This window comes from Leclercia adecarboxylata (genome assembly GCF_023639785.1).
Lineage (GTDB): Bacteria > Pseudomonadota > Gammaproteobacteria > Enterobacterales > Enterobacteriaceae > Enterobacter > Enterobacter adecarboxylatus_D.
Genome location: NZ_CP098325.1, coordinates 3,717,462 through 3,729,563 on the forward strand (window position 1 = coordinate 3,717,462; position 12,102 = coordinate 3,729,563).

At 58.0% G+C, this 12,102-nt stretch carries 9 protein-coding genes; 4 read left to right on the top strand and 5 right to left on the bottom strand.

The annotated features are described in order from the left end of the window. Positions 1-125 precede the first annotated feature (125 nt). The gene (locus NB069_RS17550) at positions 126-1,169 is read left to right on the top strand and encodes an aminopeptidase (RefSeq protein ID WP_250585619.1); all 1,044 of its coding nucleotides are present in this window, start codon (positions 126-128) and stop codon (positions 1,167-1,169) included. Positions 1,170-1,258: 89 nt separating this feature from the next. Here the strand turns inward: NB069_RS17550 and cysH are convergent, their stop codons facing one another. From cysH to cysJ, 3 genes are all read right to left on the bottom strand, one after another. After that, complete coding sequence (gene cysH, locus NB069_RS17555; protein ID WP_250585621.1) at positions 1,259-1,993, bottom strand: phosphoadenosine phosphosulfate reductase; 735 nt, start codon at positions 1,991-1,993, stop codon at positions 1,259-1,261. 90 nt (positions 1,994-2,083) lie between these two features. Beyond that, positions 2,084-3,796 carry an assimilatory sulfite reductase (NADPH) hemoprotein subunit gene (gene cysI, locus NB069_RS17560; RefSeq protein ID WP_250585623.1) on the bottom strand — a complete coding sequence of 571 codons (1,713 nt, stop codon included), beginning with the start codon at positions 3,794-3,796 and terminating at the stop codon, positions 2,084-2,086. Further along, on the bottom strand, positions 3,796-5,601 hold the full coding sequence (cysJ, locus tag NB069_RS17565; RefSeq protein ID WP_250585625.1) for an NADPH-dependent assimilatory sulfite reductase flavoprotein subunit: 1,806 nt from the start codon (positions 5,599-5,601) through the stop codon (positions 3,796-3,798). Before cysJ ends, cysI begins: the two co-directional genes overlap by 1 nt. 307 nt (positions 5,602-5,908) lie before the next feature. On the opposite strand from cysJ, the gene queD reads away from it, so the two are divergent. Then, positions 5,909-6,271, top strand: coding sequence for a 6-carboxytetrahydropterin synthase QueD (queD, locus tag NB069_RS17570; protein WP_250585627.1), 363 nt, complete (start codon positions 5,909-5,911; stop codon positions 6,269-6,271). Here the strand turns inward: queD and NB069_RS17575 are convergent. Next, the gene (locus NB069_RS17575) at positions 6,256-8,586 is read right to left on the bottom strand and encodes a helix-turn-helix domain-containing protein (protein ID WP_250585629.1); all 2,331 of its coding nucleotides are present in this window, start codon (positions 8,584-8,586) and stop codon (positions 6,256-6,258) included. The two genes, queD and NB069_RS17575, sit on opposite strands and share 16 nt — an antisense overlap. Positions 8,587-8,757: 171 nt before the next feature. Between NB069_RS17575 and NB069_RS17580 the strand changes: the two genes are divergently transcribed. Then, complete coding sequence (locus tag NB069_RS17580) at positions 8,758-9,927, top strand: M20 aminoacylase family protein (protein WP_250585631.1); 1,170 nt, start codon at positions 8,758-8,760, stop codon at positions 9,925-9,927. Between the two features lie 26 nt (positions 9,928-9,953). Continuing rightward, a complete protein-coding gene (locus NB069_RS17585) occupies positions 9,954-11,348 on the top strand; it encodes an MFS transporter (protein ID WP_250585633.1) in 1,395 nt (464 codons plus the stop codon). A 20-nt stretch (positions 11,349-11,368) separates the two neighbouring features. Here the strand turns inward: NB069_RS17585 and queE are convergent, their stop codons facing one another. Continuing rightward, complete coding sequence (queE, locus tag NB069_RS17590) at positions 11,369-12,040, bottom strand: 7-carboxy-7-deazaguanine synthase QueE (RefSeq protein ID WP_250585635.1); 672 nt, start codon at positions 12,038-12,040, stop codon at positions 11,369-11,371. Between the last annotated feature and the right edge of the window lie 62 nt (positions 12,041-12,102).

Sequence of the window (12,102 nt, forward strand, 5' to 3'; positions counted from 1 at the left end):
TCATATCAAAAAGTGCTTAACGCGCGTAATTCCGGGCATTTAAGAACAAATCAAATTGTGTAAGCGCAGTCACAGTTTCATACTAAGCGCGTTAAAATTTTGCGTTATTTTTTTAAGGACTCACTATGTTTTCCGCAATGCGCCACCAGTACGTTGCTTTGGCGCTCGGCGTTTGCTTGTTCGGAACGGCTCAGGCTAAGACTCCGCCGCTGGGTGAGGTTGCCGCGACGCAGGCGCGTCACATTGCCACCTTTTTCCCGGGCAGGATGACCGGCACCCCCGCTGAAATGCTCTCCGCTGACTATGTGCGCCAGCAGTTCGCAGGTATGGGTTACCAGAGCGATATCCGCACCTTTCAAAGCCGCTATATCTATACCTCCCGTAATCTGAGTAAGAACTGGCACAACGTGACCGGCAGCACCGTGATTGCTGCCCACGAGGGTAAAGCCGCCCAGCAGATTATTATTCTGGCGCATCTCGATACCTACGCCCCGATGAGCGACAGCGATGCCGACAACAACCTTGGCGGCCTCACCTTACAGGGTATCGATGACAACGCCGCCGGTGTCGGGGTGATGCTGGAACTGGCCGACCAGCTAAAAGATATTCCTACCCAGTACAGCATCCGCTTTATCGCCACCAGCGGCGAAGAGGAGGGACGCCTGGGTGCCGAAAATGTTCTCAAACGCATGAGCGCGGCAGAGAAGAAAAACACCCTGCTGGTGATCAACCTCGATAACTTAATCGTGGGGGATAAGCTCTATTTCAACAGCGGCAAAACCACGCCCGGGCCGGTGCGTAAGTTAACCCGCGACCGCGCGCTGGCCATTGCCCGCGCCCACGGCATCTATGCTGCCACCAACCCCGGCGGCAACAGCGCGTATCCGAAAGGAACCGGATGCTGCAACGATGGCGAGGTGTTCGATAAAGCCGGGATCCCGGTGCTGTATGTCGAAGCGACCAACTGGTCTCTGGGCAAAAAGGATGGGTATCAGCAGCGGGCGAAATCGAAGGCGTTTCCGGCGGGTACGAGCTGGCATGACGTCAGGCTGGATAATCTGCAATACATTGACCAGGCACTGCCGCAGCGGATTGAACACCGCAGCCGGGATGTAGTGCGGGTGATGCTGCCGCTGGTGAAGGAGCTGGCGAAGGCAGGGAAGACCTGAGGTCATGCCCGGTGGCGGCTACGCCTTACCGGGCCTACAAACGGCCCGAACCCCTGGCCCGGTAAGCGCAGCGCCACCGGGCACAACAATCATCCTTCGTGCAAGCCGCACTCGCGCTTGAGGCCAAAGAATCGGGTCTCTTCTTCCGCCATACCCGGCTCCCATTTACGGGTGGTGTGGGTATCGCCCACCGACAGATAACCCTGATCCCACAGCGGGTGATACTTCAGGCCGTGCTGCTGTAGGTACTGGTAAACGGTACGGTTATCCCAGTCGATAATCGGCAGCACTTTGAACACGCCACGCTGAATGGCCAGCACCGGCAATGACGCCCGGCTACCGGACTGATCCCGGCGCAAACCGGCAAACCAGGTTTTGGCGTTGAGTTCAGCCAGCGCCCGGTTCATCGGCTCGACTTTGTTGATGGCGTTGTATTTCTCAATGCCCTCAACGCCCTGCTCCCACAGCTTGCCGTAGCGCGCCTCCTGCCAGGCCGCGCTCTGCTCCGCGCGATAGACCTTCAGGTTCAGCCTGAGCTTGTCCGTCAGCTCATCAATAAACTGGTACGTTTCCGGGAACAGGTAGCCGGTATCGGTGAGGATCACCGGAATGTCCGGACGAATTTTATTCACCAGATGCAGGCTCACCGCCGCCTGAATACCAAAGCTCGACGAGAGCACATATTCACCCGGCAGATTTTCCAGCGCCCAGGCGACACGCCCTTCGGCGTCCAGCTTCTCCAGTTGGGCGTTAGTTTCTGCCAGGGCCAGAATGCGTTCGACTTTGGGTAGATCGTTCAAAACATTGAGATCAAATCTGGACATAAATCCCTCACTTCTGCCGGGCGGCACTGCGTTTGCCCGGCCTACGGTTTTGTCGGCCCGGATCGCTGCGCGCAACCGGGCATTACCCCATTACTCCCAGAAATCCCGGGCGGGATCGAGCACCGGGCGAATGATGCCCGCACGCACCGTAAAGTCGCCGAAGCCTTCACCCGCTTCGCGCTCCTTCGCCCAGCGCCCGACTAACTCATCAACCGCGTTGAGAATTTCGGGTTCCGTGATGTTCTCGCGATACATACGTGGAATACGCGTTCCGCTGCGGTTCCCCCCCAGGTGCAGGTTGTAACGGCCCGGCGCTTTACCCACCAGCCCCAGCTCGGCCAGCATCGCACGGCCACAGCCGTTCGGGCAGCCGGTGATGCGCATCACGATATGCTCATCAGGAATGCCGTGTTTTTCAAGAATCGCCTCCACTTTATCGGTGAACGAGGGCAGGAAGCGCTCGGCTTCGGCCATCGCCAGCGGACAGGTCGGGAAGGAGACGCAGGCCATCGAGTTTTCACGCTGCGGTTTTACCGCGTCCATCAGGGCATGATCCCGCGCCAGCTTCTCGATCTTCGCCTTCTCGCTTTCCGGCACCCCGGCAACGATCAGGTTCTGGTTGGCGGTGATACGGAATTCGCCCTTGTGGATCTTCGCGATCTCCAGCAGGCCGGTTTTCAGCGGACGACCTGGATAATCCAGAATACGGCCGTTTTCAATAAACAGCGTCAGGTGCCATTTATTGTCGATACCCTTAACCCAGCCGATGCGATCCCCGCGCCCGGTGAATTCGTACGGGCGGATCGGCTCAAACTTAATGCCCGCGCGGCGCTCCACTTCGGCTTTGAAGGTCTCAACGCCCACGCGCTCGAGGGTGTATTTGGTCTTGGCGTTTTTACGATCGGTACGGTTGCCCCAGTCGCGCTGGGTAGTGACGACCGCTTCCGCCACCGCCAGGGTGTGCTCCAGCGGCAGATAGCCAAACTCGCTCGCGGTACGGGCATAGGTGTTCTTGTTCCCGTGCTCAATAGAGAGCCCGCCGCCCACCAGCAGGTTAAAGCCCACCAGCTTGCCGTTCTCGGCAATCGCCACGAAGTTCATGTCGTTGGCGTGCAGATCGATATCGTTCTGCGGCGGGATCACCACCGTCGTTTTGAACTTACGCGGCAGGTAGGTCTGGCCGAGGATCGGCTCTTCGTCCGTGGTCGCGACCTTCTCCTGATCGAGCCAGATCTCAGCATAGGCGCGGGTGCGCGGCAGCAGATGCTCGGAGATCTTCTTCGCCCACTCGTAGGCCTCGGCGTGCAGCTCGGACTCGTACGGGTTAGAGGTGCAGAGCACGTTACGGTTCATGTCGTTGGCGGTGGCCAGCGCGTCCAGCCCGACGGAGTGCAGCATCTGGTGTACCGGCTTCACGTTCTTCTTGAGAATACCGTGGAACTGGAAGGTCTGACGGTTGGTCAGACGGATGCTGCCGTAGATAGTGTTGTCATGGGCAAACTTGTCGATCGCCTGCCACTGTGTGGTGGTAATGATCCCACCCGGCAGACGGCAGCGCAGCAGCATCGCATGACGCGGCTCCAGCTTCTGTTCGGCACGTTCGGCGCGGATATCACGATCGTCCTGCTGGTACATGCCGTGGAAACGGATCAGCAGGAAGTTGTCGCCCTTAAAACCGCCGGTCAGGCCGTCATTTAAATCTTCGGCAATGGTGCCGCGCAGGTAGTTACTCTCAACCTTCATGCGCTCGGCATCAGACAGTTTGCCTTCGACCACCAGAGGGCCAGGATGTTTTTCGCTCATTAGTAGACATCTCGCTGATAACGGCGCTCAACGCGCAGCTCACTTAAATATTCATCTGCCGATTCAGTATCCATGCCACCGAATTCAGCAATCACTTCCAGCAAAGCCTGCTCAACGTCTTTCGCCATACGATTGGCGTCGCCGCAGACATAAATGTGGGCACCGTCATTGATCCAGCGCCACAGCTCCGCGCCCTGTTCGCGCAGTTTGTCTTGTACGTAGATTTTTTCTTTTTGATCCCGGGACCAGGCCAGATCGATCCGGCTCAGCACGCCCTCTTTGACGTAGCGCTGCCACTCCACCTGATACAGGAAGTCCTCGGTGAAGTGCGGGTTACCGAAGAACAGCCAGTTTTTACCTGGCGCTTCGTCGGCAGCACGCTGCTGCATAAAGGCGCGGAACGGCGCGATGCCGGTGCCCGGACCAATCATGATGACCGGGGTTTCCGGGTTGGCAGGCAGACGGAAGTTGTCGTTGTGCTCGATAAAGACCCGCACCTCGCCCTCCTCTTCCACGCGATCCGCGAGGAAGCTCGACGCGCCACCGGCACGGGCACGGCCTTCGATGTCGTAACGCACTACGCCCACGGTGACGTGAACTTCGCTTTCCACTTCAGCCTGCGCGGAGGCGATAGAGTACAGACGCGGCGTCAGCGGACGCAGCAGGCCAATCAATGCCTCGGCATCCAGCTGGGCTGGGGCAAAACGGACCATATCGACGATGGGCGTCGTGGCGGCGTAGTGTTGCAGTTTGGCTTTGTCGCCCACCAGCGGCAGCAGAGATTCGCTCCGGGTCAGGGTGGCGTAGTTCTCCACGATGTTCGCGGTATTCACGGTCAGCTCGAAATGCCACTGCAACGCCTCAGAAAGCGGCAGGGTTTTGCCGTCCACGTTGACCTGCTCGTCGCCCTTGAGCCACAGCAGCTCAACCAGCTCTTTCACCAGCGCCGGATCGTTCTGGTACCAGATACCCAGGGCATCGCCCGGCTGGTAGCGCAGGCCGGAGTCGCCCAGATCGATTTCGATATGGCGCACGTCTTTCTCAGAATCACGGCCGGTGATTTTCTGGTTCACCGACAGGCTCGCCGCCAGCGGCGCTTCTTTGGTGTACGGACTGGTATGGATTTCGTTGACCGTGCCAGTCGCGGTGGCTGCCGCCTGGGCGGGCGTCTCTGTCGGAACGCGGGCCTTCAGGACATCCACAATGCGCGCGCGCCATTCGGCCGCTGCGGCCTGGTATTCAACGTCGGTATCGACGCGATCCAGCAGGCGTTCCGCGCCCAGTTCGGCCAGCTTGCTGTCAAAATCTTTGCCCGACTGGCAGAAGAATTCGTAGGAGGAGTCGCCCAGGCCGAAGACCGCAAATGCGGTGCCCGCCAGTTTTGGCGCTTTTTTGGAGAACAGGAACTTATGCAGCGCAACCGCTTCTTCAGGCGGCTCACCTTCGCCCTGGGTGGAGGTCACAACGACAACCAGTTTTTCTGACGCGATTTGCTTAAATTTATAATCCCCGGCGTTCACCAGGTTCACGTTCAGTTTGGCTGCGAGCAGATCGTCGCGCAGGGCTTCAGCCACGCGCCGGGCATTGCCGGTTTGCGAGGCGGAGATAAGCGTAATTGCCGGGATCTCAGCCGCAGGAGCCGGTGCACTTGCCACAGCCCCCGGCTGTTGATTGAGCATTCCCCAGAAATAACCGGATACCCAGGCGAGCTGGGTGGGGGAGAAATCAGTGGTGGCCGCCTGCAGGCGTGCCAGTTGCTCCGGGTTCAGGGGAAGCAAATTTGAAGGTGGGGCCTGTGTTGTCATGCGTCGTTATGTTCCAGTAGCAAAGCTGAATTTTTATCTGAAAGACAGAACAGAGTGTAAGGTTAACGGCGCGGATCATAACAATTAAAGAAGGGATGGAAATAATAAATAACCAAATGGACTAACCTCTTTTAGTTATTGTTCTTAACGATAAAACTGATTAATTATCCTGTTGAAAAATATAGTTAAAAAGTGGCCCCACCACGGCCTGAGGGCCCCACTCCCGTAATGGCCGTTTTAGTTAATGATAAAAAATGTACTTTCCGGTACTCTACGCCGGTTTTTTCCGCATTTTTGAGAGTCCACGATGTCCACCACGCTGTTTAAAGATTTTATGTTCGAAGCCGCCCACCATCTGCCTCACGTCCCGGAAGGGCATAAATGTGGCCGCCTGCACGGGCACTCCTTTATGGTGCGTCTGGAGATCACGGGTGAAGTCGATCCGCATACGGGCTGGATTATGGACTTCTCCGAACTGAAAGCGGCGTTCAAACCGACCTACGATCGCCTCGATCACTACTATCTGAACGACATTCCGGGCCTTGAGAACCCGACCAGTGAAGTGCTGGCAAAATGGATCTGGAATGAGATGAAACCGCGGGTACCGCTGCTGAGCGCGGTGATGATCAAAGAGACCTGCACCGCTGGCTGCATCTATCGCGGGGAATAATTTTCCTCATCAGAAAGCAACGGCGCGAGCTCAAAGAGCATAAGCGCGTTGCTTTCCAGCGATTCCGTTATCTGCCAGTCCTCCTGAAGCCGTTCATCACGCATTAATAGCGTAGGACGCGCTTTATGCTCCACCCATCGCCACATCTCTTCATCGGGCCCCCTTTCGCTGCGTACACCTTCAATCAAGGGAAAGAGCGCGCCGTTGTGCTGGTCAAACAGGTGGCATTTAATCCGCCACCTGCCGCTTAACCCCTTTAACTGGATATGGAACTGCTGACGAAAGCGCTGGATGAAGGCCTCTTCGCTGGAGAGCAGCGGGTTAAACACCACCGTATTGCCCAGCAACAGCTGATATCCGTTGTGATGGCGCAGCAGCAGCAGGTTCTTTTCATTTACCAGCACTTCACCCCGCAGGCGACGCCACAGCCAGAGCACCCAGTAGATAGGGCGAGGCAGGCCGTGGTTATACTGCAGGGCAAGGCTGGACGTGTCGATGGTATTGTTGGCCCGCGCCTCGCCCTGTAAACCTGAATTAAGCCAGAACCCCGCCAGCCAGACCTGTTCCGAGAGACCGAGCAGGTTTTGCATCAGCAGTGCTCCGCGGAAAAACCCGCCGTTAGTCGTGCGGGTATTCCCGGTGAGGGTATTCCACGACAGCAGCCATAGCGGAAGAGAGAGCCTGCGCTGGCGAAGGGATGTCAGGATCTGCCGGATCTTCTGTACCGGATAGTTTTCTGAGGAGGAGAGATGCGCCGGATCCAGCTGCGCCAGATCGAGAAGCTCGTTGGCATCGGCCGGACAGGCCAGAAAATCGGCCTGCGTCAGGAGAGTGGAGTTCAACAGCGCCTCGTCGCTTTGCGCAGCGGCAAAGCGGTGCCAGATCCCGAACGTCGCCTTCGGCAGATACTCGCCCAGCGTCGCCCGCTGGGTCTGCCAGACCTGTGAGCGCGTCTCCTCACTTGCCTGGGTTGACCAGTGCATCACAAACTGCCAGCTGCCGGTGATATCGGGAGAAAAATGGTTAACCGACTGCTGTAAAAAGCGCGCCAGCAAATCGGTGCGGGTTGTCAGGCCGGTATGCATTAGCACCGCCCACTGCTTTTGACCAAGCCAGGTGAAGACCTGATGAAGGTTGTACCAGCAGGCGTATCCCGCCATCTGCGGATCGTCCCAGCCGCTGGCAAACAGACGGCTGCTGAGGAAGGGCTCCGCGATATCAATCCCGTAAATGGGTATCGCCTCCCCGAGCTTTTCCAGCGCCCGGCGCACATCCTCGCGCAACAGATCGTCCAGCTCACGCACCGTCACCACCATTCGGGTATGGCGCAGCGGCGCGGAAGGTTTAAGAAGGCGCAGATCAAGCACCCTTTCCTGCCCCGGATGCGGAGTGAATGACGACGGCTCCCAGCCGCGCGTTTCGGGTTGATTCAACAGGCTGAAGAGCTTATCCACCGCCACCGGGTAGAGCAGCTCCCCGCTATTTTGGCGTAATCGGGGGGCGCCGGGGTGAGCGCGCCGTTGTTTACGAAACTCGCCCGGCGCCATCTGGTGATGACGCCGGAACAGATCGCTCATCATTCGCGTACTGGCAAATCCCTGCTCCAGCGCGATCTGGTGCAGTGGTCGGCTGGTCAGGCGAAGCGCATCCGCGGCCTTTTCCAGCCGCAGAGTCGTAATGTACTGCATAAAACTGACGCCCATCTCTTTACGAAAGAGACGGGAGAGCCAGGCTTCCGAGACAAATTCACTCTCAGCGATCTCTGCCAGGGTAATACGTCGGGTATAGCTGGCGTTGATGCGTTCCACCACCCGGGCGATGCGTTTGCTTAAGCCCGGATGGGTTTCCCGCAGGATCAGGCGGGCGGGTTGCTGAAACCGGCTGGTTAACAGCAGCAGGATCTCGCTCAGCCAGCGGGTCGCCTCCAGCCGATAGCGATGCCGATCGTTAATCAGGGTGCTCACCAGCAGCTGGCGCAGGAGATGACGTAGCTCATCACACTGCGGCCAGCTGCCTCCGGTCTCAGGTGGAATAGTGTAATCGTGGGCAAAAAAGTCGCTGCACAGCTGCTGGATCCAGCGTCCGGAAAGCACAACGCGCATCGCCGTATTCCCGCTCTCGCTGGTGAGCTGCCAGCGTTGATTACGGTTGACGATGGTCAGGGTATCCGCCGCGAGCGTCACCTGCCGCTGGTCAGTTTGCAGTTCGGCGCGGCCTTCCAGCAGCCATAGCAGGGTCAGCGCATCGTCCTCCTCCTGATGAAACTGACGAATGTCCTGCACATTTACCGAAAATTCGCTACCCCGTTGCTCCATTTGCCCCTCCAGGGAAGACAAATAATAACGCGCTGTTTTTTGTCATAACGGAATTGTATGAAAAACAATCAGAAATAATGCGTCGCTTCACAACAAAAAAGTGCAATTTCCGTCGCTGCGATCGGCATAAACTCGAAATTAGCATTGTTTGATAAAAAAAGGATAACAAAAATGACACATCCGATTGTTGAAGCACTGCAGAGCAATGAGGCGCAGTTTATTGCGCTGCGCCGCCATTTTCATCAGCATCCCGAAATCGGTTTCGAGGAGGAGCAAACCAGCCAGCGCGTCGCGGAACTGCTCCAGCAGTGGGGTTACGACGTGCATCGCGGGATGGCCAAAACCGGTGTCGTAGGCACCCTGAAAGTGGGTAACGGCAATAAACGCCTGGGCCTGCGTGCTGATATGGATGCGTTACCGATGCAGGAGGACAGCGGCAAAGCATGGAGCAGTACCGTTGCGGGCAAATTCCACGGCTGCGGCCATGACGGCCATACCACCACCCTGCTCTATGCCGCTGAATACCTGGCGCGCACCCGCAATTTTAACGGTACGTTGCACCTGATTTTCCAGCCGGCGGAAGAGCTGCTGTATGGCGGGCGGGTGATGGTGGAAGATGGCCTGTTTGATACTTTCCCCTGCGACCATATTTTCGGTCTGCATAACATGCCGGGGCAAAAGCTGGGCAAAATTGGCCTGCGCGACGGCGCCATGATGGCCTCTTCTGACACCCTTCACATTGAAGTTAACGGCGTGGGCGGACATGGTGCCCTGCCGGAACATACCGTTGATGCCACGCTGGTGGCGTGCCACATCACGCTCGCCCTGCAGTCGATTGTGTCGCGCAATATCACCCCGTTTGAACCTGCGGTCGTCACCGTCGGCAGTATTCAGGCCGGACATGCGCCCAACATCATCAACGAGAAAGTGCTGATGAAGCTGACCGTACGCACGCTGAACGAAAAGGTGCGCCAGACCGTACTGCAGCGTATCCACGACATTGCGGTGGCGCAGGCTGAAAGCTTCAACGCCACGGCCACTATCCGGCATATCAACGGCAGCCCGGTTCTGACCAATAACCCCGCCGCCAACGAGATGGTGCGCACCGTCGCCCAGGATCTGTTCGGTGCAGATGCGGTCGCCTCCGTCGGTTCATTTATGGGCAGTGAAGACTTTGCCTTTATGCTCGAGAAGAACCCTGACGGCTGCTACTTCACCATTGGTGCAGGCGACGAAGCGGATCGCTGCATGGTGCATAACCCGGGCTATGACTTTAACGACAAGATCCTGCTAACCGGTGCCGCGCTCTGGAGCGCCCTGACCGAACACTATCTGCGTTAATCGCGTATCCCCAGGAGGGCTGCACAATGAGTACCGTTCCCCTGACAGGCACCCCGGCTTTCGCAGGTAACGATCGACTGCTGGCGGGGATTGTTCTGAGCGTTCTGACATTCTGGTTATTTGCCCAGTCGGTGATCAACGTGGTGCCGGCCATGAAAAATAGCCTCGATATTTCCCTGGAGACGCTCACGCTGGCGGTCAGCCTCAGCGCGCTGTTCAGCGGCTGCTTTGTGGTTGCCAGCGGCGGCTTTGCCGATAAGTTTGGCCGCGTGCGCCTGACGGTGATCGGCCTGGCGCTGAGTATTGTCGGCAGCGGCCTGCTGTTTCTGGCCCGGGAGCCGGTGCTCTTTCTGCTGGGACGGGCGATCCAGGGGCTGTCCGCAGCCTGCATTATGCCCGCCACGCTCGCGCTGATTAAAACCTGGTATGAAGGCAAAGCGCGCCAGCGGGCGATCAGTTTTTGGGTGATTGGCTCCTGGGGCGGCAGCGGCCTGAGCTCGTTCGTGGGCGGCGCGATCGCCACCAGCCTGGGCTGGCGCTGGATATTTGTTTTCTCCATCGTAATGGCTCTGGCGGCGCTGCTGCTTATCCGCGGCACGCCCGAAAGCCGAAGCGCCAGCGCCGGTCAGCATAAGCTGGATATTGGCGGGCTGGTGAGTTTTGTCTGTATGCTGGTGCTGCTCAATCTGTTTATCAGCAAGGGCCACAGCTGGGGCTGGAGTAGCGGCCTGTCGCTGACGGTACTGGGGGCGGCGATCCTCGCGGCGCTGGGCTTTATCATGACCGGCCTGCGGAAGGGCGATGCGGCGCTGATTGATTTTGCGCTGTTTAAAAACCGGGCCTACAGCGCGGCGGTGCTCTCCAACTTTATGCTCAACGGCTGTATTGGCACCATGATGATTACCAGCATCTGGCTGCAGCAGGGCCATCATCTGACCCCTTTGCAAACCGGGATGATGACGCTGGGTTATCTGGTGACGGTGCTCGCCATGATCCGCGTGGGGGAGAAACTGCTGCAACGTTATGGCGCCCGCCTGCCGATGATGACCGGCCCCGTGCTGACCGCGATCGGCATTACCTTTATCTCCTGCACCTTCTTAAGCAAGGAGATCTACATCGTGACCGTCTTTTTCAGCAACGTCCTGTTTGGACTGGGGCTGGGCTGTTACGCCACGCCATCGACGGACACGGCAGTAATGAACGCCCCTGAGAGTAAAGTCGGCGTGGCGTCGGGAATTTATAAGATGGGAAGTTCGCTGGGTGGAGCAATGGGGATCGCCGTGACGGCTTCACTGTACGCCCTGCTGCTGCCGCTGGGTATGGCCAGTGCCGCCCAGTACGCGCTGCTGTTTAACAGTGCGATTTGTCTCAGTTCGGCGGTGGTGACCTGGGCATTATTACCCAAGCTGCAGGCCCCTTAATCACAGGGGCCGCAGGGCTGTCAGGCGATATTGAGGTACTTGTGCGTCTGCATCGACAGACGCCAGTTCCGCGCAATACAGGTCTCGATACAGAGGCGCGTGGCGTCTTCTTTCTGGGAGATCGGCTGCAGGGCAATCACCCGCTGCTTGTCGTCGGTTAAGGTTTCCAGCAGTTCGTCCAGGGCTTCGATATCGCGTACGCGACCGACCGGGTGCTTGATCTCGTCCGCGCGTTCCAGCGCCTGGGACAATACGTCGTAACCGCCGCGCATGTTCACTTTTGGCGAGACCGTCACCCAGGTGGTGTGGGTACAACGCACTTCGTGGGTGCCGCTGGTCTCAATCTGGCAGCTAAAGCCGTTGCTTTCCAGCAGCATGGTAAGCGGCATAAGGTCGTGAATGCAGGGTTCCCCACCGGTGATCACCACGTGGCGCGCCGTCCAGCCCTGACGGCCGATGATCGCCAGCAGATCGTCGGGGTTTGCTGCGCCCCATTTGTCGCTCTCTTTGGTTTTCGCCAGAATGCTGAACAGTGAAACTTCCCGATCGCTGAGCGTTTCCCAGGTATGTTTGGTATCACACCAGGCGCAGCCAACCGGGCATCCCTGCAGACGAATGAAAATAGCGGGAACGCCGGTGAAGTAACCCTCGCCTTGCAGGGTCTGGAACATCTCGTTAATCGGGTACTGCATAGTTATCTCTGGTCAGATTTACGGGGGGGCATTATTGCAGATCGCACATAATCAGGCAAAAC

Bases quoted from the DNA above. Each gene is read 5' to 3' on its own strand.
- NB069_RS17550 (WP_250585619.1), top strand. From the start codon at position 126: ATGTTTTCCGCAATGCGCCACCAGTACGTTGCTTTGGCGCTCGGCGTT.
- cysI (WP_250585623.1), bottom strand. From the start codon at position 3,796: ATGAGCGAAAAACATCCTGGCCCTCTGGTGGTCGAAGGCAAACTGTCT.
- NB069_RS17575 (WP_250585629.1), bottom strand. From the start codon at position 8,586: ATGGAGCAACGGGGTAGCGAATTTTCGGTAAATGTGCAGGACATTCGT.
- NB069_RS17585 (WP_250585633.1), top strand. From the start codon at position 9,954: ATGAGTACCGTTCCCCTGACAGGCACCCCGGCTTTCGCAGGTAACGAT.
- queD (WP_250585627.1), top strand. From the start codon at position 5,909: ATGTCCACCACGCTGTTTAAAGATTTTATGTTCGAAGCCGCCCACCAT.
- cysH (WP_250585621.1), bottom strand. From the start codon at position 1,993: ATGTCCAGATTTGATCTCAATGTTTTGAACGATCTACCCAAAGTCGAA.
- cysJ (WP_250585625.1), bottom strand. From the start codon at position 5,601: ATGACAACACAGGCCCCACCTTCAAATTTGCTTCCCCTGAACCCGGAG.
- queE (WP_250585635.1), bottom strand. From the start codon at position 12,040: ATGCAGTACCCGATTAACGAGATGTTCCAGACCCTGCAAGGCGAGGGT.
- NB069_RS17580 (WP_250585631.1), top strand. From the start codon at position 8,758: ATGACACATCCGATTGTTGAAGCACTGCAGAGCAATGAGGCGCAGTTT.